Source organism: Galactobacter valiniphilus, assembly GCF_003575975.1.
Classification (GTDB): Bacteria; Actinomycetota; Actinomycetes; order Actinomycetales; family Micrococcaceae; genus Galactobacter; species Galactobacter valiniphilus.
Window position 1 is genome coordinate 57,582 of record NZ_QQXK01000014.1, and the last position, 22,315, is coordinate 79,896.

The 22,315-nt window shown below is 71.5% G+C and carries 19 protein-coding genes and 2 pseudogenes; 9 read left to right on the forward strand and 12 right to left on the reverse strand.

What is annotated here, in order from left to right; all coding sequences use genetic code 11:
• Positions 1–197: 197 nt before the first annotated feature.
• Positions 198–1,706, reverse strand: coding sequence for an MFS transporter (locus DWB68_RS08455; protein ID WP_119424700.1), 1,509 nt, complete (start codon positions 1,704–1,706; stop codon positions 198–200).
• A 56-nt stretch (positions 1,707–1,762) separates the two neighbouring features.
• Here DWB68_RS08455 and DWB68_RS08460 point away from each other — a divergent pair, with 56 nt between their 5' ends.
• The 3 genes from DWB68_RS08460 (at position 1,763) to DWB68_RS08470 (ending at position 4,182) form a co-directional block, all read left to right on the forward strand.
• Positions 1,763–2,719 carry an ArsR/SmtB family transcription factor gene (locus tag DWB68_RS08460; RefSeq protein ID WP_119424701.1) on the forward strand — a complete coding sequence of 319 codons (957 nt, stop codon included), beginning with the start codon at positions 1,763–1,765 and terminating at the stop codon, positions 2,717–2,719.
• 359 nt (positions 2,720–3,078) lie between these two features.
• Entirely contained in the window at positions 3,079–3,528 is a 450-nt protein-coding gene (locus DWB68_RS08465) for a MarR family winged helix-turn-helix transcriptional regulator (RefSeq protein WP_119424702.1), read from the forward strand.
• A gap of 255 nt (positions 3,529–3,783) precedes the next feature.
• Complete coding sequence (locus DWB68_RS08470; protein ID WP_119424703.1) at positions 3,784–4,182, forward strand: cytochrome c oxidase subunit 4; 399 nt, start codon at positions 3,784–3,786, stop codon at positions 4,180–4,182.
• A gap of 72 nt (positions 4,183–4,254) precedes the next feature.
• On the opposite strand, the gene DWB68_RS08475 is transcribed toward DWB68_RS08470, so the two are convergent.
• Complete coding sequence (locus DWB68_RS08475) at positions 4,255–4,578, reverse strand: putative quinol monooxygenase (protein WP_407645680.1); 324 nt, start codon at positions 4,576–4,578, stop codon at positions 4,255–4,257.
• A gap of 133 nt (positions 4,579–4,711) precedes the next feature.
• Here DWB68_RS08475 and DWB68_RS08480 point away from each other — a divergent pair, with 133 nt between their 5' ends.
• Positions 4,712–5,578 (forward strand): serine hydrolase, encoded by an 867-nt coding sequence (locus DWB68_RS08480; protein ID WP_158588261.1) that lies wholly within the window; start codon positions 4,712–4,714, stop codon positions 5,576–5,578.
• Between the two features lie 33 nt (positions 5,579–5,611).
• Here the strand turns inward: DWB68_RS08480 and DWB68_RS16985 are convergent, their stop codons facing one another.
• From DWB68_RS16985 to DWB68_RS16210, 4 genes are all read right to left on the reverse strand, one after another.
• On the reverse strand, positions 5,612–5,743 hold the full coding sequence (locus DWB68_RS16985) for a hypothetical protein (protein ID WP_267896954.1): 132 nt from the start codon (positions 5,741–5,743) through the stop codon (positions 5,612–5,614).
• On the reverse strand, positions 5,740–7,017 hold the full coding sequence (locus tag DWB68_RS08485) for a glutaminase (protein WP_119424706.1): 1,278 nt from the start codon (positions 7,015–7,017) through the stop codon (positions 5,740–5,742). The genes DWB68_RS16985 and DWB68_RS08485 overlap by 4 nt, the downstream gene beginning before the upstream one ends.
• A 174-nt stretch (positions 7,018–7,191) precedes the next feature.
• Positions 7,192–9,468 (reverse strand): HNH endonuclease signature motif containing protein, encoded by a 2,277-nt coding sequence (locus DWB68_RS08490; protein ID WP_147391625.1) that lies wholly within the window; start codon positions 9,466–9,468, stop codon positions 7,192–7,194.
• 214 nt (positions 9,469–9,682) lie between these two features.
• Positions 9,683–11,200, reverse strand: coding sequence for an MFS transporter (locus DWB68_RS16210; RefSeq protein ID WP_158588262.1), 1,518 nt, complete (start codon positions 11,198–11,200; stop codon positions 9,683–9,685).
• Positions 11,201–11,261: 61 nt separating this feature from the next.
• On the opposite strand from DWB68_RS16210, the gene DWB68_RS08500 reads away from it, so the two are divergent.
• The 3 genes from DWB68_RS08500 to DWB68_RS16215 are packed head-to-tail and all read left to right on the forward strand — an operon-like array spanning position 11,262 to position 12,301.
• Complete coding sequence (locus DWB68_RS08500; RefSeq protein WP_119424709.1) at positions 11,262–11,630, forward strand: hypothetical protein; 369 nt, start codon at positions 11,262–11,264, stop codon at positions 11,628–11,630.
• Between the two features lie 32 nt (positions 11,631–11,662).
• Positions 11,663–12,091, forward strand: a complete 429-nt coding sequence (locus DWB68_RS08505) for a hypothetical protein (RefSeq protein ID WP_119424710.1) — start codon at positions 11,663–11,665, stop codon at positions 12,089–12,091.
• 60 nt (positions 12,092–12,151) lie between these two features.
• A complete protein-coding gene (locus DWB68_RS16215; RefSeq protein ID WP_158588263.1) occupies positions 12,152–12,301 on the forward strand; it encodes a hypothetical protein in 150 nt (49 codons plus the stop codon).
• 314 nt (positions 12,302–12,615) lie between these two features.
• On the opposite strand, the gene DWB68_RS08515 is transcribed toward DWB68_RS16215, so the two are convergent.
• Positions 12,616–13,368, reverse strand: coding sequence for a hypothetical protein (locus tag DWB68_RS08515; RefSeq protein WP_119424712.1), 753 nt, complete (start codon positions 13,366–13,368; stop codon positions 12,616–12,618).
• Positions 13,369–13,832: 464 nt separating this feature from the next.
• A pseudogene (allB, locus tag DWB68_RS08520) lies at positions 13,833–15,204 on the reverse strand (allantoinase AllB).
• Between allB and DWB68_RS16220 the strand changes: the two are divergent.
• Entirely contained in the window at positions 15,182–15,358 is a 177-nt protein-coding gene (locus DWB68_RS16220; RefSeq protein ID WP_158588264.1) for a hypothetical protein, read from the forward strand. The pseudogene allB and the gene DWB68_RS16220 overlap by 23 nt on opposite strands.
• A 208-nt stretch (positions 15,359–15,566) precedes the next feature.
• Here the strand turns inward: DWB68_RS16220 and DWB68_RS08525 are convergent.
• From DWB68_RS08525 to DWB68_RS08540, 4 genes and pseudogenes are all read right to left on the reverse strand, one after another.
• Positions 15,567–16,406: pseudogene (locus DWB68_RS08525) on the reverse strand (bifunctional allantoicase/(S)-ureidoglycine aminohydrolase).
• A 218-nt stretch (positions 16,407–16,624) separates the two neighbouring features.
• Complete coding sequence (locus DWB68_RS08530) at positions 16,625–17,866, reverse strand: DUF6986 family protein (RefSeq protein WP_119424713.1); 1,242 nt, start codon at positions 17,864–17,866, stop codon at positions 16,625–16,627.
• A 23-nt stretch (positions 17,867–17,889) separates the two neighbouring features.
• Positions 17,890–19,527, reverse strand: a complete 1,638-nt coding sequence (gene aceB, locus DWB68_RS08535) for a malate synthase A (protein WP_119424714.1) — start codon at positions 19,525–19,527, stop codon at positions 17,890–17,892.
• Between the two features lie 54 nt (positions 19,528–19,581).
• The gene (locus tag DWB68_RS08540) at positions 19,582–20,970 is read right to left on the reverse strand and encodes an NAD(P)-dependent malic enzyme (RefSeq protein WP_119424715.1); all 1,389 of its coding nucleotides are present in this window, start codon (positions 20,968–20,970) and stop codon (positions 19,582–19,584) included.
• Between the two features lie 133 nt (positions 20,971–21,103).
• On the opposite strand from DWB68_RS08540, the gene DWB68_RS08545 reads away from it, so the two are divergent.
• Entirely contained in the window at positions 21,104–21,880 is a 777-nt protein-coding gene (locus tag DWB68_RS08545) for an IclR family transcriptional regulator (RefSeq protein ID WP_119424716.1), read from the forward strand.
• Positions 21,881–22,315: the final 435 nt, after the last annotated feature.

The window sequence follows — 22,315 nt, forward strand, 5'->3', positions numbered from 1 at the left end:
CTCGGTCCTCGAAGGTGGGCGCCGCGACACGGCGACAGCCCGAGTGATGGGCCGGCGGCGCGGATGCGCTGCCGGCCCCTCTAGCCTGGCATCCCCGCATACCGCGCGCCATGCAACCACGGGATGAGTCGGGGGCGGGTCGTCCCCTGCCACGGCGTGAGGGCGCCCCGGCAGCGACCGGCGGGCTAGCCGCCCAGCTACCCCTGGCGCCGCGCCGCCTTCACGAGCGCCACGACGCCCAACGCGCAGGCCAGGAAACCGACGGCGAGGATGCCCCAGCCCAGCGGGCCCATGTTCACGGCCGTCACCGTCACCACCACGGGAGCGATCATATTGGAGAGCGCGAAGCCCGTGCCGAAGACGCCCTGATAGGCGCCCATCTGCTCCGGCGGGGCGAGCTCGTAGCTCATGGCCCAGCCGGCGGCCGAGGAGAGCACCTCGGCGAGGGAGTGGGCAATCGCCGCCGCCACGAGGACGACGAGCGCGAGCCAGAGCGGCAGGAATCCGCCCCAGGCCCACAGCCCGCACGCCGCCGCCATGAGCCAGCCGGCCCTGGCCATGGCGCGGGCCGCCCCCGGGAGGTCCCCCGCGCCGCGGCTGAGCCGCACCGAGAGCGAGGCGACGACCGCCGTGTTGATGATGAGCAGGACCGAGACGGCGGCGCTCGGCGCCTCGGTGTGGTTGACCACCCACAGCGGGACGGCCACACCAAAGAGCCCGAACTGGATGGAAAAGGCGCCGTTGAGCAGGGTCAGGAGCAGGTAGCGGGCGTCCCGGTAGGGCGAGCGCGGGCGCCGCGCCGCGGCCTTCGCGGACGACGACGCGGCGGTCGGGTCCGCGGCGGCCGGCACCGGTCGGGGCGCGGCCGGAGCGGTCAAGGCGGCCGGGTCGGCCTGGGCAGCCTGGGCAGCCGAGGTTGTCTGGGCAGCCGACGCCGAGTCGGCACCCGGTGCCCCCGCCTCGCCGCCCGCTGAACCGTCCTCCGCGCGGACGGCGACGTCTCCGGCGGAAGGCGACCCGGCGCCGTCGGGCACCCCGCCTCCCTCTCCGGCCGCGACCGGTTCCGGCGCGGCGCGCCGGTCCACGCGCTCCGGCTCGAGGCCGCGCAGCGAGAAGGCCCCGGCCACGAGGAGCAGGCCGGAGAGCACCATGGTGAGGCGGTACGCCCCGCCCGTGCCGATCGCGAGTGGGATCGCGGCGATCGCCGTGCCGATCCCGATGCCCACGTTGGTCACGGTGTACATGCCGGCGCGGATGCGCACGCGGTCATCGCCCGTGAAGGCGCGGCCGATCGCGGCGGAGCGGACGGAAGAGCCGAATTGCTGCGCCGCCATGGTGATGGAGGCGATGAGCAGGAGCATCCAGTAGCCGGAGATGAGCGTGTAGGCGCACAGGCCCAGTCCCTGAATCGCCGCTGACACGATGAGCATGGTGCGGGAGCTGAGGCGGTCGGCCAGGTGGCCACCGAGCAGCGAGAACACCACCCCCACGCCGCCCGCGATGGTCAGGGCCAGGCCGACCTGCAGGGCGTCGAAGCCCAGGATGAGCGTGAGGTAGAGCGCCGTGAGCGTGAAGAACACGCCGCGGCCCAGGGTGTTGAGGGCGTTGGCGATGAGCAGCGTGCGCAGCGTGATGTCGGTGCGCCAGAGCTGGGTGAGCGGCGCGGGGGTCGCCTCGTCCGACGCGGTGGGGGCGGGGGATGTCATGACACCTTTGTCCCATTGGGCGGGTGCCGGCGAACAGAGATGTAGCGTATTGCTTCATGATCCGGTACACATTCCGCGCGCCGGACGTCGCGGCCCTGCGTTTCGGCATCTCCCCGCTCAACGAGCTCGGCCTGGGCCTGCGCGTCCTGCGCCTGCCCGAGCACTACCCGCTGCAGCAGGCCTGGATCTCGCACATCCACCCCGTGCTCCCCGTCCTGGACCAGGAGGTGCTCCTGCACCTCGTGGACGAGCGCCGCTGGGTGGCCGACTTCCTCAATCCGCGCCCCGCCTCGCCGCTCACCTCGATCGACGACGAGCTCGCGGCACTCTCCCGGATCACCCCCGAGCGCCTGCGCGCGGACCTCGAGCCCATCCACGGCACGCTTCCGGCCGTGTTTCGCGGGCCGCACCGCGAGGTGGTCAGGCGCATCGTCGAGGCGATCGCGAGCATGTGGCACCTGTGCTTTGCCCCGCACTGGCCGCGCATGCGCTCCGTGCTGCAGGCCGACATCACGCACCGCAGCCGGCTCCTCGCCACGGGCGGCTACGAGGACATGTTCGCCTCGCTCGCCAAGCGGATCGCCTGGGACGGGAAGCACCTCGACGTGCGCACCATGAGCAACTTCGAGGCCGAGCAGGAGGTCGCCGGGCGCGGATTCACGCTCATGCCCTCCATCTTCGTGACGGACGCGAGCACGCTCATCGACCTCGATCGGCCGCCCATGCTCATGTATCCGGCGCGCGGGCAGGGCGCCATGTGGAGCTCGCACCCCGGCGCCGACCGCGGCGCGCTGACGCAGCTCCTCGGGGCAACGCGCGCCGAGCTGCTCGCGGCGCTCGGCGAGCCGGCCTCCTCCACGGAGCTGGCCCTGCGCTTCGGCGTGAGCACCTCGGCGATCAACCAACACCTGCGCGTGCTCGAACGCTCCGGGTTGCTGAACCGCACGCGCTACGGGCGCAGCGTGCTCTACTACCGCTCCGACCTCGGGCAGTCGCTCGCGAGCGGCGCGTAGCAGCGGGCCGCGGGCCCACGGAGACGCCACGACGGCGCGTGCTCGCGCGGGCGCGCGGCGCCCGTCGGGCCCGACTCATCCGATCAATGGTCACGCCCCGGGCCCACCACTGCCACGCCGCCGTGCGCACACCGCGGGCCGACACACCCTGCCGGTAGCGCGCTCCCTGCACCGACGGGCCACGCGGAAGCCTCGGCCAGCCGTCCACCCAGGGATCGACGCCGTCCCCCGGACGCGACCACCCGCCGTCGGGCACGGAAGCGAGCGCTGAGCCTAGAGTGGAGGGCGTGGCCCGCCCCCGGGCCGCGCGAGGGCGCGCCGTTGGCGCGGCCACGCCTCTCAAGGAAAGCGAGCGCCACATGCCGGAGCAGCAGGACCCCCTGGCCCTCGAAAGCCAAGTCTGCTTTGCCCTGTCTCTGGCCTCGCGCAGCGTCATCGCCGCATACAAGCCCGTGCTGGAGCCGCTCGGCCTCACGCACCCGCAGTACCTCATGATGCTGGCGCTGTGGGAGTACGCGCCGCTGTCCCTGCGCGAGCTCTCCGCGCTGCTCTACCAGGACCCGGCGACCGCCTCGCCCATCGCCAAGCGCCTCGAGTCGCTCGGGTACCTGCGCCGCGAGCGCGACCCTCAGGACGAACGCTCCCTGTCCATCGTGCTCACGGAGCGCGGCGCCGTGCTGCGCGAGGAGGCCGAGAAGATCCCCGGGATCATGATGGATCGGCTCGGCATGGACGAGGCCGAGCTGCGCGCCCTGCACGGCTCCATGATGAAGCTCATCGACGTCGCCGTGGCGGACGGGCGACTCTAGGCGCCCGGCCGGCGGGGCCGTGGCCGGTGGGGCCGTGGCCGGTGGGGCCGCGGCCCTGCGCTTGCCCGGCGGCCCGCCCCCGCCCGCCCCACCAGCCTCAGCACCGAAGCTCCGACGCCCGCGCAACCGTCCGCGCGTCTGTCCGTGCGCCCCTCCCCTTGGTCTCCCCTTCCCCATTTAGTTGGTACACTAATGATTAGCGCGCCAACTAAACGTCGAGCCCCTCGCCGGGCCACCACCCCGAGAGGACCACCCATGCGCCCCGAGGCCAACATCTTCCTGGGCGGGATCATCTTCATCCCGCTCGGCATCACCTACGGGTTCCTCACCCAGTTCAAGGAGTGGGTGGGCTTCCCGGCCTTCCTGCTGCTCGGAGCCATGTCGCTCATGGTCGGCATCTTCCTGCGCAAGACCGGCAAGAGCATGGGCCCGCGTCCCGAGGACCGTAGCGGCGGCGAGATCGCCGAGCGTTCGGGTGTCTACGGCACGTTTGCGCCGGCCTCCTGGTGGCCGCTCGTCCTCGGCATCGGCACGGCCGTGGCCTTCCTCGGCCTTGCCGTGGGCCTGTGGGTGCTCTTCATCGGCGCGGGCATCGCGATCGTCGGCGTGCTCGGCTGGGTCTTCGAGTTCAGCTCCGGCGACTGGGCGCACTAAGCCTCGGCAGGGCGAAAGCTGGGGCACGGCGACAGCCGCGACGCTGCGACCCCTGGGACTGGGCTGCGCCGCTCAGCCCCGCGCGTCCGGTTCGGCTTCGGCTTCGGCTTCGGCTTCGGCTTCGGCTTCGGCTTCGACCACCGTGTACTCACGGCGGATGCCCGCCGTGGCGGCACCCCACGCGCTGGCCGCGACGCGCGCCTGATGCGCGTCGAAGGCCTCGCGGCTCGCGAAGGACTCGCTGACCTCCCAGATCAGCGGGTCCTTCATCGCGTTCACCTCGAAGCGCAGGCACCCGGCCTCGGCGAGGCTGAGCCGGGCGTGCTCCGGGAGGTGGCGCGCGACCGTCGCCGCCTGCTCGCCTGTATCGCAGATCAGCCGGCCGTCCAGATTCACTCTGCTCATGCCCCGGATCTTTGCACGCGTCGAGCCGGAGCGCCCTTTCGCCCACACCCCTCGGCGTTCGCATCGCCCGGATGGAGCGTCGCGCGGCTTGTGCTCGTCGCGGCACCCCGGCAACACTGCTGGCATGGTTGCCGTCCCTCTCTACAGCATCACCAAGCCGTACCTCGCGGCGGCCGCGTTGCTGAGCTTCGAGCCGGAGGCTCCCCTGGGTTCGCTCATCACGGGACTCCCGGCCGCACTCGAGCCGCTCGTCCTGCGCGATGTTTTGGCGCACCGCTCCGGTCTCGACGACTACGCGGCGTGGCCCGAGTACCGCGCCGCCGTCGAGGCGCGGGAGGGCGCCTGGCCCGCGTGGCGGGTGCTCGAGCGGCTCGCGGTCAGCCCGCCGAGCGACCTCCACGCCCCCGAGGCGTTTTCCTACTCCAACGCCGGCTACCTCTTGGTGCGGATGGCCCTCGAGGCCCACCACGGCGCCGGGCTCTCGGAGGTCCTGACCCGGCTCGTGCTCACCCCCCTCGACCTCGATCTGGGGTTGTTCCTCGACGCGAGCGATTGGGCGGCCGTCACCGATCCCGGCGTCGGCGAGCGCCTGCGGGCCTACGATCCCGGCTGGGTCTATCACGGCAGCCTGATCGGCGATCCGCAGGAGGCGGCCCGAGGGATCGCGCTGATCCTGGGCGGGGCGCTGGCGGATCGACTGCCGCGGCTGATGCTGGAGGCGCTGCCCGTCGATGCGCCAGGACACCCGCTGCAGCCGGCACGCTACGGGCTGGGGCTCATGGTCGGCGGGACACCCACCGTCGCGGGACACGGCGGGGGCGGGCCGGGATTCGAGCTCTTCGCGGCCTCAACGCCGGGCGGCGAGCGGTGGGCCGGGCGGGCCCGCTTCGTTCCGGAGCGCGGGCGGCACCCCGGGGCGCCCGACGGCGCGGGGCCGGGTCGCGAGGTCGATGTCACCACCGAGGTGCTCGGGTTGCTGGGCGGCGAGTAGGTCCGCGGATGGCCGACGGCGCTAAGGCGCGGCTCAGCCGGCGATCAGGCGCCCGAGCGGACCAGATTGCTCCTCGCGGTAGGCGCCGTCGGCCTGGCGCAGGAGCACGGCCCACGGGCCCCAGCCGGCGCCGGCCTCCCAACCCTTCGGGACGGGCGAGCTCACGCGAGGCCCGTCAGGCCGAGCTCGTCGAGCGACTCCGCCTCGGTGGGGTACGAGCCGTCGCCGAGATCGCGGTCGGGGATGGCGCTCTTGGGGTCGACGAAGTAGACGGGGTGTCCCTCGAGGCGCAGGCGGCGCAGTCCCTCCATGAGCATGCGGCGGCTGACGTCGTCCACGGAGGAGACACGGGTGAGGTCGAGGGCGACGCCGTGGGTGTCCTCGGGGATGTCTTGGAGGCGGCGCAGGACGCGCTCGGTGCTCGAGAAGCGCAGCGGGCCCTGGAGCTCGATGGCGTGGACGGGCCCGTGGTTGGACTCGCGAACGCCGGCGCGACGGACCACATCGCGGGAGAGCGGCGGGGCCTTGAGCAGGTGCATGCCCATGTCCTTGGAGAAGCGTTCGAAGGCCTGGACGCCGCGGACGGAGTTGCCGACGTCGTCGAGGCGGGGCGAGAACACCGCGGCGCCGACCTGGCCGGGGAGAGCCCCGATAATGCCGCCGCCCACTCCGGACTTGGCGGGGATGCCGACCTGGGTCATCCAGTCGCCGGTGGCGTCGTACATGCCGCACGTGGTCATGACGGAGAGGACCTGCTGGGCCACCGCCTCGTCGACGACGCGTTCCTTGGCCACCGGATTGATCCCGGCGTTGGCGAGGGTCATGGCCATGACGGCGAGGTCGCGGGCGTCGACCAGCAGGGAGCACTGGTGGGTGTAGCCCTCGACGATGCCGCGGGGATCTTGCTCGAAGCCGCCCACCGACCGGACGAGGTAGGCGAGCGAGAGGTTGCGGAAGGCGGTCTCGAGCTCGGAGGAGCAGACGTTGAGGTCCAGTTCGAGCTCGCGGCCAGCGAAGGCGGAGAGGCCGGCGCGGATGTGTTCGACGCGTTCGGCGACGGTGGCGTCGGGTCGCACGAGGGCGTGGGTGGCGATGGCGCCGATGTTGACCATGGGGTTGTCGGGGCGCTGGGTGTGGGGGTCGAGGGAGGCGGAGTTGAAGGTCTCACCGCTGGGCTCGACGCCGATGCGCTTGAGGACTTCGTCGAGGCCGAGTTCTTGAACGGCGAGCGCGTAGACGAAGGGCTTGGAGATCGACTGGATGGTGAAGCGGGTGTCGGCGTCGCCAGCGGTGTAGAGCCGGCCGTCCGACATGCACAGGGCTGCGGCGAGGCGATCGGGGTTCACGCGGGCCAGCTCGGGGATGTAGGAGGCGACCTCGCCGCCGTCCTGGGTGCCGTCGAGCACCTCGACCAGGTATTCCGGGATGGGAGTCTTCACGCGAGCCAGTGTAGGAAACGAGGCCCGGCCTTCACACGGCCCACGGTGAGACGCCCCCACGCTCTCTCGTTCTCTCGCCACCGGTCGCTGGTCACCGATCACGACGATTCCGCGCTCGTCTGTCCTCGGCTGTGCGGCCCCATGCCCACGCAGCCCACCGCGGCGACAGGCCCACTATCCGCAGAGCGCCTCACGGGCGACTCCCCCGCCTGCGGCCACCACCCGGTACGGGGTGACGGCGCCCAGGCCTGGTGACCCGCCCTGGCCTGGTGTCCCGCCCCGTTCCTCGAGGTGTTCGACGCGCAGCCGGCCGCGGTCGATCTCGTGGTGGTGGAACGAGCACAGCAGGATGGCGTTGCCGACGTCGGTGTACCCGCCGCTACTCCAGGGGACGACGTGGTGGGCCTCGCACCAGGTGGCCGGGATGTCGCACCCCGGTGCCCTGCAGTGCCGGTCCCTGGCGATCAGGGCCCTGCGCTGGTGTTTGCTGAACAGCCGTTGTTCCCGGCCGAGCCGCAGCGGTGCGCCGCGTTCGTCGGTGAGCATGAGCTGGATGGCCGCATCGCACAGAAGGTGGGTGATGCTCCCCATCGGCACGGGGGTTCCGTCACGCCCCACCCGGGCAAAACGGAGGTCCGCGAGCCGCTCGCCGTCCGGGAGCCCGTTGGCGTCCAGGGGAGGCTCCTGCAGTGAGCAGGGCCAGACCCGGCCCGAATCTGCCGCATCGCCACACTCAGCGCCCCGCGCGGAATCTACGGCGGCTTCCGAGGACGGAGCGTGATGCTCGGCGCACGAGCGCAGGTGGGCGTCCAGGGCCTCGAGCGAGGCAGTGATCAGCAACGTGGGTGCAGCGCCGCCGATTCGGGGCGCCGAGGCCGAAGCGGCCTGATCCCGCATGATCTGGGCCAAGGCGTCGAAGGTCTTCTGCCGGTGCGTGCGGGGGTCCGCGGGGGTGCCCCGGTCGGCAACCCCGGCCCGGCCGCTGGCGGCAGCCGCCCGACCCACGCCAGCCGCCCCAACCGTGTTTGCTGTGCCCGGCCCGCCGAGCACGCGGCTGGCGTCGCCCACGCGGTGAGCGTCCGCGGTGTCCTCGAACAGGGTCACCTGCTCCGGCTCAGCCGTGCGGGGCGACAGGTGGGCGTCCAGCAGGGTGCGCATGGCCGCACCTTCGAGCTCGGGTGCGAAGCCGCTGATGGCGTAGCCGCCTTCGGCGAGGTGCTTCAGGTCAAAGAAGCGCCGACGGTGTTGCTCCTCGTGCGCGCGTTCCAGCGCCTGCGGGTCCAGGACGGCGGCCCAGTCTTTGGCCTCGCGCAGCACGTTTTTGGGCGAGAGGCGCCCACCGGCAGCGGCCAGGCCGCCGCCCACAAATCCACCGCGCCGATCCACGTTCGCGGGGCGCTGGCCCGGGTGGAACCAGCCGAAGCCCGCGGGCCCACCAGCGTCTGGCTCTCGTCGGGGCTCTTGGACGGCGGACCCCACCCCGGGCCCCGTCTCCGCGCCCCGCCCGAGGCCGACCCCAGCGCCGAGCACGGCCCCAGCCTCGGCTCCGGCTCCGGCTCCGGCTCCGGCTCCGGCTCCGGACCACCCCGCACCGTCAGGCACGCCACCACCATCCGACGGGCCCTGTGGGAGGAAGCGCGGCGTTGCGATCGGCACGTAGCCCACTCCGACACCGGCGCCCTGCCATTCGACCCCACCCGGCTCCGAAGCGTCGCCGTCAGCGCCGCTCGCTCCGGATCCCCAAAGCCCCTCGGCGTCGGGCCCGTCCTGGGCACCCTGCGAGTGCCGCTCCTGGTGGTCACCGCTCGCACCGTCGCCCCACCGTCCCTCGGCACCGGGGGCGTCCCCGAAACCGCTGGCTCCCTGCTCGCTCGCGGCCCGCTTGGCGTCTTGGTAGGCGGCTTGTTGGGCGGCGAGCGCGGCGTCGCGCTCCTGCTCCCGCCGCCACTGCTCGAACAGGTTCACGCGCCCGGCCGTGGCGTTGGCGACCAGTGTGGCCTCCGCGACCCCGATGCCGCCCGGGATGGATTCGCTCTTCACACCACCCAGGCGCTCGTGGATGACCTTGGCGGTCTCGATGCTGAGCTCCCCGCCCACCAACGCCTGCCGAAGGGCCGGCCAACGACGAGCCTCACGCGAGGCCGCCGCCAGCTCCAACCAGCTCTGCGCCTGGTAGAAGCCGACGCCGAAGACCTCGGTCAGCAGACCCTTGGGAGAGGACTGCCCCAGGCGGCTCGCGAGCGCCTCCGAGCGCGTGTACGGCGTGGAGCGCCGTTCCACTGCCCCCGCCGACGCCACCTTGAGACCGTCCACGGCGCGGGCCACGTCCGCTGCCGCTTGCAGCGCCCGCACCACGACTTCCTCGGGTGCTCCGTCCCAGGTGGCCTCGGCCCCGCTCAGCACCCCTCGAACCAGCGCGGCGGCGCGCTCCAAAGCGTCGACATCCAACACGAGCACCACCACCCTCCGAGGCTCTGCTCACGGACAGAATCGTCGGCTTCGAGGCCCCTCCCCGCGGGCCTCTGCGACCCCTCAATTCTCCCACCGAAACCACCCAAGAACCCCGGAATCACGCAGAATGTGGATGACACGCCGCAAGAAAGCACCTGTGAGGGAAAACAGGCCCGGCCACCGCGACGTGGCCAGCCGCCGCCGAGCCCACCCGTCAGTTCCGACTCTCGCGAGAGCGAGGCGCCCGGTCGTCAAGCGAACCCGTGCCGACGTCCGGGGCGTCAACCGGATCGGTGCAGGAGTCCGGACAGGACTCCGGACCGGATGCCGTATCGGCAGCGGCACTCGGCGCCACGAGCCGCGCGGACAGCACCACCCCGAGCAACAAAAGACCCACCCACACCGCTGCCGCGCCGAGCACGCCAAGCCATTGACCGAGCACTCCAAACAACGCGGCACTCAGCGGCATCACCCCCAGCGTGATGGTCCGTTGCGCACCTGCTACGGCACCTAGTCGGTGTGGTGGAACGCAGCGAGGGAGAAGGTCTGCTCCCGCCACGTTGGCGACGGCGGTCCCGGCACCGTGCGCTGCTCCCTGGAGAGCGAACAGCGCAGCAGACACGGCCAGCCCCCAACCACCGACACTGCCCTCGTGCCCGAGGCTCCACCAGGCCCACCCCAGCACGGACGCACCACCGGCCAGGCAGGCCACCGCGCCGACCACACGCACCCGGACCAACCCCCATTGCGCGGTCCACGACGCCGCCGCAGCGGCACCGGCCACGGAGCTCACTGCACCGAGGACGCCCACGCCCACGTACACCTGGGCCGGCACTCCCAGCGCAGCAAGTGCCAGGACCGGTAGAACCGTGTTTGACGCCATCGCCGCCGCGTTGCTCACCGCATTGACCGCCACGAGACGCCGCAGTGGCACCGAGGCGAACAGCAGCGAGAAGGCCCCGGGCTCGCCCTCCGGCGACTCCGTGCGCGATGACTCCGCGCGGGCCCCCGGAGCCACTTCGCCCCGTGACGACCGCCACCAACGGAGAGGAACCGGCTTCGAGGAGACCGTTGGAGACGCTCCGGCCCCCGCTTCCAACGTCGACGCGAACCGCCTCCGAGCACCACAGAGTCGCCGCACTCCCCCATTGAGGTTGGCGCACGACAGGACGTAGAGCACCGCAGCGGCCGCCCAGGCCCAACTCGCTGGCCCCCACATCAGCACCCCCGCGAGCGCCAGCCTCCCCACGCCGTCGCCGATCAGCGCCGATGTCTGTATTCGCCCGTAGCTGTTCCGCACCTCCTCAACCGGCACGGTGCGGGCCACGGCCACGCCTTGCCCTGCCCCGTAGAACACCTCTGCCACGCCCACGATGGCCGCGGTGGCGATCAGGATCGCGGCGCCTCCGGCACCGCGGAGCAGCCCTGCCCACCACGCGAGCACGACAACCAGGCCCACGGCCGCTCGGAGGAGCGAGCTCAGCGCCATCGCCCGTTCGGGCGTTACCATCGCGTCGATGCGTCTGCCTACCCACACCCCGAGAACGAGGAAAGCGGCCAGGCCCAGCGCATTGAGCACGCCGACGAGGCCCGTGCCGGCGCCGAGCCCGGCGACGGCTACCACGGGCAGGACACCGCGGACCATGGCGTCCGCCGCGCCTTCAAGCCCACCGCTGCGGATGAGCGCCGAGTCCGCCGTCCTGTTGGGCCTGAAGCCCTCGCGTAAGGTCATGCCTGACAGATTGTCAGGTCGAACCTGACACGGCAAGGGGCGATTGCGCCATACTTGAGCCATGCTCGAAGACGTCCTGTGCAGTTACTGCCTCCGCGGGCGCTCCGTCACGGGCCCCATGGCCTTCAGCCCCCTCGCCGCGATCTGCCGGGACTGCGCACGCGGAGCGCTGGAAAAGATGGAACAAGCCACGGAGCACCCCCGCAGGGACCCGGATGCCCCGTTCAGCTTCTGGTCCCACCTGAGCGACGACGAGCTGCTTGGCCGCCTGCCCCAGGTTGCCGCGGCCGGCACCCAAGTGGAGGAACACCTCCAGTCGTGGGTTGGCGCGGCCCGCGAGCGTGGAATGAGCTGGGCCCGCATCGGCGCCGCCCTGGGCATGACACGCCAATCGGCATGGGAACGTTTCACCCCACGCGACGATCGTTGACTCCACCGCGGGCCACCACCAAGATCGAACGCATGCCCGCCGAGTTCCTCCGCTTCCACAGCGCCGTCCCCAACCGCCACGGCCGCTTCCCGGGGCTCTTCGCTCTTGCCAACGGGCTCCAGGCGGACGGCCGCCTCAGCGAGGAAGAAGAACGGTGGTGGCGGGAGAACAACGAGTTGGGTCACCGCCTCTACCCGGACCCGAGCAGCACCCACCCGGACACCTACGACCACACGAAACACCCAGGGGCCCAGGCCTGGTTCAAGGCGGAAGTAGTGCACATCATCGCTTACGCCCGCGGCTACACGCGCCTCTTGGACGCCCACCAGGTTCCATGGACCCTGCTCACCACCACAACCCCCGGCCGGATCATCTACGAGGACGACGTCCAGGTGGTCGCCCTTCCATTCAGCTATGCCGATGACTGGCCGTTTGCCCCACCCGCTCCCGCCGAGGGCTGACTCACCGACCCCGTCACGCTTCGACCGCAGATCGTGGATGTGTCAGCGTTCAGGGAACACGTGCGCGTTGATCCACTGGGCAAGGCCATCGAGCTGCTGTGGTCGGGTTGTCCCTCCGCAGCGATCGACGAGCTCGCGACCCATCCCCCCGCGGCCCGCCGTCTCGCCCTGCACGCGGACGCCTTGCGCGATCTCGGTGCTCACACCTAGGCCCTCAAGATCTATGACCAGCTGGTCCGCGACCACGCGGGAACACCCCACGAGGCCACCTTCCTTCAGCACCGAGGCAAGGTCCGTTTCGCGGCACACCAGTACGACGACGCGGCAGCAGACTTTGCGCGGGCCGCGGCGCTTCGCGCCCCGGGCGATCCCACGCTCCTTGCGTCGGCGCGGCAGGCCCTCGAGGCGGCGCTCCGGGGAGCGGGCCAACGGTCGCAAGCTGCCTCTAAGGCAGGGCCGCTCCCCGGCCGAGGCCCACGAACCGCCTGAGGCGCCACCGCCACTCACGGCCCCAGCTCCCCGCCTCACACCTCGGGGCACTTCCCGGTGGTGAACTGCATGATCGATCCATCGACACTGCGATGCGGCGCCTGCGTCCACGAGTGGTAGTCGACCCGCACCTCGGAGACTTGCCCCGACCATGACCCGCCAGCGAGCGACTTGGCCGTGAGCACGACGAGGAGCTCCTTCCCCGGTGCCACCTCCACGCTGCGGCCCGCTCCGAGCTGGGCCACCGGCGGAGCGCCGTCGCGCTGCCGGAAGCTATCGCTGCGGGCCAGCCCGCCTCCGCCGGCGTCGGTGCGAACGCTGGCCTCGACCTTCTCGATCGTCACGCCGTCCACCTGCTGGGCCCCAGCCCCGGTCACCGTCACGGGAAGCGACGAGAAGTTCTTGAAGGCCGCGTAGATCTCCACGGTTCTGGCGTCCTCCGTGGTCGGGATGGCCCCGGTGCACCACGTGGCGCCGCCCTGCGTCTCCAGCGCCCCGGACCCGGGCAGCGTCCACACGAAGAATCCGGCCACGAGCACGCCGGCGGCCACGCCCCCAGCGATCCAGCGCCGCTTGCTCCCGGCCTCGCGCACCGGGCGCGCACCGGCCAGTTCCTCCGGCGGTTCCTCGGCGTCCGTCAGCACCACAAACTCCTGGGCGCCCCCGCGGTGAGCACCACCGCCGAGGAACCCCATCGGGTGCGCATCGAGCGTCGGCGCCCCACCGGCCCCGCCCGCGGCCCTGGAGGCGTCGTCGGGCTCCGGTGTGTGCGCCTCGTGCTTGGCCATGCCGCTCCCCTAGCGTTACTCGCCTCGCGCCCGCGCTCCCACACGAGCGTGCTCTCCCGGCCACGGGCGCGCACGACGCGCCCAGCAGGCCGGAGTCAATCCCCCAGCCTGCTCCCGTGGGCACCGACAATCAAGCATCCATGAATAACAATGCGGAGACGCCGAAAGAACCTTGACTTACAGGAAAGCCAAAAACCACAGCGGCGCCGCCCCCTCCATGACGTGAGGGGCGACGCCGCAATGGGTCCCGGCCCGCGCGCGAGAGTTGCGCAGGTGTTCGTCGCCGGAGGTAGGTCGGCGCCGGGTTCGGCCGGAGGCACCCGATTCCTTGCCGGCCGAGGCCTGTGGGGCTCCCTGCGTTAGCCCACCGATCGGGGTGGTGAGCCAAGGAGCTTAGCCTTGCGGCCCGCCGTCGTGCCCTTTCAATGAAAGGCACGACGGCGGCGCGAGGCCTGAGGCGCGCGTCAGGAGTGAGCGCGCAGCAGGCGCCCGGTGGGCGTCTCGAAGTCGACGTCGGTGCCGCCGAGGAGCGTGCGGTGCACGCGCCCGGTCAGCTCGCGGCCGTCGTACGGGGTGATGGGGTTCTTGTGGCGCAGCTCCTGGGCGTGCACCACGAAGGACTCCTCGGGGGTAAAGAAGGAGAAGTCGGCGTCGTTGCCCACGGCGATCCGCCCCTTCTCGGTGAGGCCAACGAAGTCGGCCGTGTTCGAGCCCATCCACGTCAGCACCTGCTCCAGCGGCACGCCGCGCCGGCGCGCCTCGGACCACACGAGCGGCAGGCCCAGCTGCAGGGAGGCTACGCCGCCCCACGCGATGCCGAAGTCGCCGTGCTCCACGCCCTTGAGCTCGGCCGTGGCCGGGGAGTGGTCGGACACGATGAGGTCGATCGTCCCGTCCAGCAGGCCAGCCCAGAGGGCGTCGCGGTTGGACTCCTCGCGGATCGGCGGGCAGCACTCGAACGCGGTGGCCCCCTTCGGGGACCTCCTCGGCCACGAGCGTGAGGTAGTGCGGGCACGTCTCCACTGTCAGGCGGACGCCGCGGGCCTTGACCTCGCGCACGCGCTGGATGGAGTCGGCGTTGGAGAGGTGCAGGATGTGGGCGCGGGCGCCCGTGCGCTCGGCGCGCTCGATCACGTCGGCGATCGCGCGGTCCTCGGCGCCGCGCGGACGCGAAGCGAGGAAGTCGGCGTAGTGCTGGCCGTGGGCCTCGGGCGCTGAATCGATGATGTGCGCGTCCTCGGCGTGGACGATCAGCAGGCCGTCGACGGGCTCGAGCTCCTCCATGGCCTCCTGCATCTCATCGGCCGTGAGCGAGGGGAACTCGTCAACGCCGGAGTGCAGCAGGAAGCACGTGAAGCCGAACACGCCCTCGTCCAGCAGCGGGCGCAGGTCGCCGCGGTTGCCCGGGATGGCGCCGCCCCAGAAGCCCACGTCAACGAACGCCTTGTCGCGGGCCACGTCGCGCTTGATGTTCAGCGCGTCCACCGTGACGGTGGGCGGGATGGAGTTCAGCGGCATGTCGATGATGGTGCTCACGCCGCCGGCAGCGGCGGCCTTCGTGGCGGACGCGAAGCCCTCCCACTCGGTGCGGCCGGGCTCGTTAACGTGCACGTGCGTATCCACGAGGCCGGGCAGCAGCACCTGGCCGGCGGGCACGTCCACGACCGAGTCGCCGCTCAGGCCGAAGCCGAGCTCCTCAATCGCCACGGTCTTTCCGTCGCGCACGCCCACCTCGACGGCGCGGATGCCCTCGGGCGTGTAAGCCTGCTCTGCGCGGATCACCAGGTCAAGCGCACCCACCTCGGTGCGGGGGGTGCTCTCCAAGATCCGCGACATCGTCGCACCGCGCCTGGAACGCGAGCTCGCGACCATGCTCCACCGCCCGCCCCTGCTCGTGAACGCCGCGCTCTCACTCCACGCCGCGCCGCTGCGCGGCGGGCTGGACCTGGCCCTGGCCGAGCTGGACCTCGAGCACATCGCCGCCTTCTGAGCGGGCGTCGGGCACCAGCAAACCCAAGCCACCCCGGAACGCAACAGGGCGCCGTCGGGCTCTCCCCTCACAGGGAAGAGGCCGACGGCGCCCCGCCGTGCCCGGGCGTCCAGCACGGCTACACACATTGAATCCGCGCCGTTCCCGGCGGCGGTGGGTGCGCGCCCGCGCCCACCGCCCGAACCACCGGTCCCGATCCGCTTGGAGATCAGAGCATGACCTGACGGTTCTGGTCCTTGTAGAGCAGGTAGCGGAAGGGCTCCGGGCCACCGGCGTAGCAAGCCTGCGGGCAGAAGGCGCGCAGGGACATGTAGTCGCCCTCCTGCACCTCGACCCAGTCGGCGTTGAGGCGGTAGACGCCCTTGCCCTGCAGCACGTAGAGGCCGTGCTCCATGATGTGGGTCTCGGCAAACGGGATGGAGGCGCCCGGCTCGAACGTCACGATGTTCACGCCGAAGTCGTAGCCGAGGTCCTGCGGATCCAGCATGCGCGTGGTGCGCCAGCGGCCGTCGGTGCCCGGCATGGGGCCCGGGACCACGTCGCGCTCGTTGCCCACGGCGAAGCGGGCGGGGTGCCCCTCGAGGGGCTCGGCGCGCTTGCGGAACCAGCGGAAGCGGGCCGGCTCGTCGCCGTCGTTCTTGGCGCTCCAACCGCTGCCGGCCGGGACAAACGCGAAGCCGCCCGGCGCGAGCACGTGGCTCTCGCCCTCGTGGATCACGGTGAGCTCGCCCTCCATGACAAACAGGAAGCCGGCCACCTCCTCCTGCGGCTCGGGCTTCTCGGCGCCGCCGCCGGGCAGCACCTCGAGGATGTGCTAGGCGAAGGTCGTGGCGCCGCCGGCCACGGGGCGGTTGAGCACCCAGGCGCGCGTGCCGGTCCACTCGGGGAAGACCGAGGTGACGATGTCCTTCATGACGCCGCGCGGGATGACCGTGTAGGCCTCGGTGACGATCGCGCGATCCGTCAGCAGGTCGCTCTGCGGCGGGTGGCCGCCGTGCGGGGCGTAGTAGGGAGCCTCACCGAGCTGGGCAGCGGTGGTCTCGCTCATGGTGGTCATCTCCTTCTTCGTGTCGCCCCTGCTCCGGCATGGGCCGGGGTGGGGCTGGTGCTTCGCCGTGGTTCCGTGATCCCAAGAATGCCCGACGGCGGTCGGTGTGGTTCTGTGGGCCGCGGCGCCCGGGTGCCTCCCATCGCTGGGAGGCACCCACGCGCCGTCGTGCCGTGGGGTGCACCGCCCTGGCGGGCGGGGCGGGCGGGCCGGGCGGCTCAGCGGGCCGGCGGGCGGGCGCCCTCGGCGACCTGCTGCGGCGTGAGCGGGGCGACCGCCGCCAGGTCCTCGGCCGAGATCGCGCCGCAGACGATGCCGCGGTGCAGGAAGCCGGCGAGTGCGCGGGCCGTGGCCGGCTCGTCCATGATCGCGGTCTGGACTCCGCCGAGGTAGTTCGCGAGGCGGATGGCCGCCTGCTCGTACCCGTCGCGGTAGTAGGCGTAGGTCGCCAGGTAGCGCGTCACGAGCTGGGCCGGGTGGAGGTCCCAGCCCTGGCGGATGCCGCGCTCGAGGTGACGGCGCACCAGCCGCGCGTGCAGCTTCCAGGCCTCGGGGGCCTGATCGCCGATCGGCAGGATGTTGGTCGAGCCATCGGAGAGGTGCACGCCCGTCGCGGCGACGGCAAGCTGGAGCAGGTCCTTCGCCGCGTCGGCCACGGGGTGCTCCATCGACTGGTGCGCCGCATCGATGCCCAGGAACGCCGAGTAGTCGTACGTTCCGTAGTGCAGCGAGGTGATGCGTCCGTCGCCGACGCGCAGGAGCCGGGCGGCGGTGACCGTGCCGTCGCCGCCCAGGATGATCTGCGGCGTCTCGGCCTGCACCTCGAAGGTCAGCGCGCGCTCGGGCAGGCCGTGGGCCTGCTCCAGCTTGCGGCAGACCTCGACCATGACCTCGACCTGCTCCAGGGTGGAGACCTTGGGCAGCGTGATGGTCACACCCTCGGGCAGGCGCCCGGCGCGGCTCATGAGCGTGGAGACGAACAGGTCCAGCGTGTGCAGGCCGCGGCGGCGGGCGGGCTCCTCGAGGCACTTGAAGCGCGTGCCGATGAACGGGGTGGTGAGGCCCCGCTCCATCGCCTCGGCCACGCGGGTGGCCATGAGAACGACGTCCTGATCCTCGCGCTCCGGGTGATCCCCGTAGCCGTCCTCCGCATCGAGGCGCAGGTCCTCGATGGGCTCGTTCTCCAGCTTGCGCTGGACGTTGGCGATGAGGCCGGCGTCCCCGGCCAGCCCGACGAGCTCGGCCACGCCCGCCACGCCGCCGTGAGCCGCCGCCGCGGCGAGGGCCTGCTGGCCCCACTGCGCCGGGAGCTCCGGGGTGTAGCGATCCATGCCCACGTAGACGGTGTGCACGGGCTGGCGGACCTCGCGATCACCCGGGTACTCCCGGGCCAGCAGCGCGTCGGTGCCCGCGAGGGCCTCGTCGGCGCGGCTGAGGTCGGCCTCGGAGAGGACGCCCATGTCGGTGCTGGTCGGGGACGTGGTTATCGTGCGCCTGCCTGGGTTTTGAGCTGATCCAGCAGACGGTACGCCGGCAGCGTGAGGAAATCCTCGTAGTCCTCCGGGCGACCGGAGACGAGACGGGAAATGAGGGCGGCGGCCGCGGCGTAGTAACGCTCGAAACGCTCCTCGTTGGCGACCTCGCCGCGCAGGCGCTCCACCTCTTCGGCGAGCACCGACTGCACCAGGTCATAGGTGATGACGTTGCCGGTGTCGGCCGCCTTCACGCCCTGGTTGACCTGCTGCCAGATCTGCGTGCGGGAGATCTCCGCGGTGGCCGCGTCCTCCATGAGGTGGTGGATCGCCACGGCGCCGTTGCCGGAGAGCCAGACGGCCGTGTAGGCGACCGCCACGTAGAGGTTGGTGCGCAGGCCGGCCTCGGTGACCTCGCCGGAGGCGCCGGCGACGTCGAGCAGCTGGGCCGGGGTCACCTGGACCTCCTCGCGGAGGCGGTCAACCTGGTTCGGCTTGTCGCCGAGCACGGCGTCGAAGATCTCCTGGCACACGGGCACGAGGTCCGGGTGCGCCACCCACGAGCCGTCGAAGCCGTCGCCGGCCTCGCGGGTCTTGTCGTCGCGCACCTTGGCAAACGCCGCGGCCGTGACCTCGGGCTGCTTGCGGTCCGGGATGACGGCGGCCATGCCGCCCATGGCGAAGGCGCCGCGGCGATGGCAGGTCTTCACGAGCAGCTCGGTGTACGCGCGCATGAAGGGGCTCGTCATGGAGACGGCGCCGCGGTCCGGGAGCACGAAGTCCCCGGCCGTGGAATCGCGGAAGGTCTTCACGATGGAGAAGAGGTAGTCCCAGCGGCCGGCGTTCAGGCCCGAGGCGTGATCGCGCAGCTCGTAGAGGAACTCCTCCATCTGGAAGGCCGCCGGGATGGTCTCGATGAGCATCGTGGCGCGGATGGTGCCGTGCGGGATGCCAATGTACTCCTGGGCGAAGGTGAAGACCTCGTTCCAGAGGCGCACCTCGAGGTGGTGCTCCATCTTGGGCAGGTAGTAGAAGGGGCCCTGGCCGGAGGCCGTGAGCGCCTTCGCGTTGTGGAAGAAGTGCAGGCCGAAGTCCACGAGCGCGCCCACGCCCTCCTGGCCGTCCACGAGCACATGCTCCTCGGGGAGGTGCCAGCCGCGGGGGCGAACCACCACGACCGCCGTCTTGCCGTCCTCGCGGACGCGGTACTCCTTACCCTCCGGCGAGGTGAACTCCAGCGTGCCGCGGGCGGCGTCGGTGAGGTTCGCGACGGCGTCGACGACGTTCTCCCACGTGGGGGTGGACGCGTCCTCGAGGTCCGCCAGCCAGACCTTGGCGCCGGAGTTGAGGGCGTTGATCGCCATCTTGGCCGGCGAGGCCGGGCCCGTGATCTCCACGCGGCGGTCCTGCAGCGCGGCCGGAGCCGGCGCCACCTTCCAGTCACCCTCGCGCACGGCCTGGGTCTCCGGAAGGAAGTCCAGGGTGCCGCTCGCGCTGGCCTCCTGACGACGATCCTCGCGCGCCGCCACCAGCTCGGCACGACGGCCGGCAAAGCGGTGGTGGAGCTCCTCAATGAAGGCCAGCGCGTCGTCCGAAAGGATCTCGGCCGCGCGGGCGTGCTCGGGGTGGCGGGTCAGCGTGATGCTCATGAGTTGCCTCCTACTGGCTTCTCTTGTGTGTGTTGGGGGATCAACGTGTTCGGGTCAGCGGCTCTTGGCCACCACCGCGGCGATGGCCGCCGCGACGTCGGGTGCGACCTGAGCGTCGAACACGCTGGGGACGATGTAACCGGGGTTGAGCTCATCGGGGCTCACGCGATCGGCGATCGCGTCCGCCGCGGCCACGAGCATCTCGGTGGTGATGTCGGAGACGTTGGCGTCCAGCAGGCCGCGGAAGACACCCGGGAAGGCCAGAACGTTGTTGATCTGGTTCGGGTAATCCGAGCGGCCGGTGGCCACGACGGCGGCGTGCTTGGCCGCAACGGCGGGGTCCACCTCGGGGTCGGGGTTGGCCATGGCGAAGACGATGGCGCCGTCGGCCATGGAGGCGACGTGCTCCTCCTGGAGCAGGCCGGGGGCGGAGACGCCGATGAAGACGTCGGCGCCGACCAGGGCCTCGTGGATGGTGCCCTCGAAGGCGTCCCGGTTCGTGTTGTCGGCGATCCACTGGCGGTGCTCGTCGGAGTGCTGCTGGCCGCGGGCGATGGTGCCGGCGCGGCCGGCGGCGACGATGTTGGACGCGCCGGCGCCGATGAGGAGCTGGATGATGGCGTGGCCGGCGGCGCCGACGCCGGAGACGACGATCTTGACGTCCTTGATCTTCTTGCCCACCACGAGCAGCGCGTTGCGCAGGGCGGCGAGGGTCACGATGGCGGTGCCGTGCTGGTCGTCGTGGAAGACGGGGATGTCGAGCTCCTCGCGGAGGCGGGCCTCGATCTCGAAGCAGCGCGGGGCGGCGATGTCCTCGAGGTTCACGCCGCCGTAGACGGGGGCGAGGGCCTTCACGATGGCGACGATCTCGTCGGCGTCCTTCGTGTCGAGGCAGACGGGCCAGGCGTCGACGTCGGCGAACTGCTTGAAGAGGGCCGCCTTGCCCTCCATGACGGGAAGGGCGGCGGCCGGGCCGATGTCGCCCAGGCCGAGGACCGCGGTGCCGTCGGTGACGACGGCGACCGTGTTGCGCTTCACCGTGAGGTTGCGGGCGTTCTCGGGGTGCTCGTAGATGTCCATGCAGACGCGGGCGACGCCGGGCGTGTAGGCGCGGGAGAGATCGTCGCGGTTGCGCAGCGGCACCTTGGGGACCACCTCGAGCTTGCCGCCGAGGTGCATGAGGAAGGTGCGGTCGGAGGCCTGGCGGACCGAGATGTTCTCCAGGGCGTCGATCTCGTTGCGCACGCGCTGGCCGTGATCGGCGTCGGTGGTGTCGAAGGTGACGTCCACGACGAGCTTGGAGTGCGTGGACTCGGCGACGTCCAGGGCGGTCACGGCGGCGCCGGCGGCGCCGATCGCGTTGGCGATCTCGCTCGTGGCGGTGAACGACGCGGGAGCCTCCACGCGCAGGGTCATCGAGTAGCCGGGGCTAGGAGCGGCCATGAGTGCCTCCTCAAGATTTCGTATCGTGGAAGAAAGATTCTGACTGATGAGATCTTGGCACAAGTGAACCAGATCACGCGGAACTTATCCAGAGTGCGGAAAGATTCCCCCACATAGCGATAGGATGCCTGTCATGACACAAGGAACGCAGGAGACCCCGACCCGTTCCGGCGGCGTCCAATCCGTGGAGCGAGCCTTCGCTCTCCTCGAGACCATCGCGGCCGCCGGCGGCGAGCTGACCCTGAGCGAGCTCAGCCAGCGCACGCCCCTGCCGCTGCCTACCATCCACCGCCTCTTGCGCACGCTCGTGAGCATGGGCCACGTGCGCCAGCTGCCCGACCGCAGCTACGCGCTGGGCCCACGGCTCATCCACCTGGGCGAGGTCGCGAACCGCCAGCTCGGGGCGCTGGCCAAGCCGATCATGCGCTCACTCGTGGAGCAGCTCGGCGAGACCGCCAACCTGGCCGTACTCGACGACGACCGCGTCACCTACGTGGGCCAGGTGCCCTCGCCGCACGCCATGCGCATGTTCACCGAGGTGGGCCAGCGCGTGCCGCTGCACTACTCCGGCGTGGGCAAGGCGATCCTGGCGCAGCTGCCCGAGGAGCAGGTCCGCTCGCTCATGGAACGCACCGGGATGGCCTCCCGCACCGTCAACACGCACACCGACGTCGAGTCGCTCCTGGCCGACCTCGAGGCCACGCGCGAGCGCGGCTACGCCGTGGACGAGCAGGAGCAGGAGATGGGCTCGCGCTGCTACGCCGTGGCCATCCCGGACTCCGCGACCCGCCTGGCCGTGTCCGTCTCCGGCCCGATCTCCCGCGTGGACGAGTCCTTCGCCGACCGCGCCGTGCCGGCCCTGACCGCCGCGGCCGCCGCGATCTCGCAGGCCCTGCGCTCCGGCGCCTGAGTTCCTCCGCGCTTCGGCGCCCCGCCGCGGGCCGGTTTCCCTTGAGGGGAGGCCGGCCCGCGGTTTTTCTTGGTGTCGCTGCTACTTTGCGTGCCGTGCGCCGTGAAGGGACCCCACTTCACGACGCACGCCACGCAAACTCCGGCGGCCCCGGGCCCACACGAAGTTGGAGTGCGAAATGCGCTCAAGGTCGCCTCCTTCGGCGCATTTCGCACTCCAAGTAGTTGCCGGAGGCTCGTTCGCGAGTGCCGCGTGTCGCCTCCCGCGCCGTTTCGCCGGCACGCGGCACTCGCCAAAGACGCCGGGCGGCACAAGGCACTCGCGAACGCGGTGTGCCCCGCCGCACCGGCCAACGCACGACGGCGCGGGGCCCGGTCCCAGCCCCGCCCCCGGGCGGACGGGAGGCACCCCAGGCGCCCGGGCGCCGTCGGGCAC

What these genes read in the sequence shown, in the direction of transcription:
- DWB68_RS08455 (WP_119424700.1), bottom strand. Translation starts at nt 1,706, where the DNA reads ATGACATCCCCCGCCCCCACCGCGTCGGACGAGGCGACCCCCGCGCCG.
- DWB68_RS08460 (WP_119424701.1), top strand. Translation starts at nt 1,763, where the DNA reads ATGATCCGGTACACATTCCGCGCGCCGGACGTCGCGGCCCTGCGTTTC.
- DWB68_RS08465 (WP_119424702.1), top strand. Translation starts at nt 3,079, where the DNA reads ATGCCGGAGCAGCAGGACCCCCTGGCCCTCGAAAGCCAAGTCTGCTTT.
- DWB68_RS08470 (WP_119424703.1), top strand. Translation starts at nt 3,784, where the DNA reads ATGCGCCCCGAGGCCAACATCTTCCTGGGCGGGATCATCTTCATCCCG.
- DWB68_RS08480 (WP_158588261.1), top strand. Translation starts at nt 4,712, where the DNA reads ATGGTTGCCGTCCCTCTCTACAGCATCACCAAGCCGTACCTCGCGGCG.
- DWB68_RS16210 (WP_158588262.1), bottom strand. Translation starts at nt 11,200, where the DNA reads ATGACCTTACGCGAGGGCTTCAGGCCCAACAGGACGGCGGACTCGGCG.
- DWB68_RS08500 (WP_119424709.1), top strand. Translation starts at nt 11,262, where the DNA reads ATGCTCGAAGACGTCCTGTGCAGTTACTGCCTCCGCGGGCGCTCCGTC.
- DWB68_RS08505 (WP_119424710.1), top strand. Translation starts at nt 11,663, where the DNA reads ATGCCCGCCGAGTTCCTCCGCTTCCACAGCGCCGTCCCCAACCGCCAC.
- DWB68_RS08515 (WP_119424712.1), bottom strand. Translation starts at nt 13,368, where the DNA reads ATGGCCAAGCACGAGGCGCACACACCGGAGCCCGACGACGCCTCCAGG.
- DWB68_RS08530 (WP_119424713.1), bottom strand. Translation starts at nt 17,866, where the DNA reads ATGGGCGTCCTCTCCGAGGCCGACCTCAGCCGCGCCGACGAGGCCCTC.
- aceB (WP_119424714.1), bottom strand. Translation starts at nt 19,527, where the DNA reads ATGAGCATCACGCTGACCCGCCACCCCGAGCACGCCCGCGCGGCCGAG.
- DWB68_RS08540 (WP_119424715.1), bottom strand. Translation starts at nt 20,970, where the DNA reads ATGGCCGCTCCTAGCCCCGGCTACTCGATGACCCTGCGCGTGGAGGCT.
- DWB68_RS08545 (WP_119424716.1), top strand. Translation starts at nt 21,104, where the DNA reads ATGACACAAGGAACGCAGGAGACCCCGACCCGTTCCGGCGGCGTCCAA.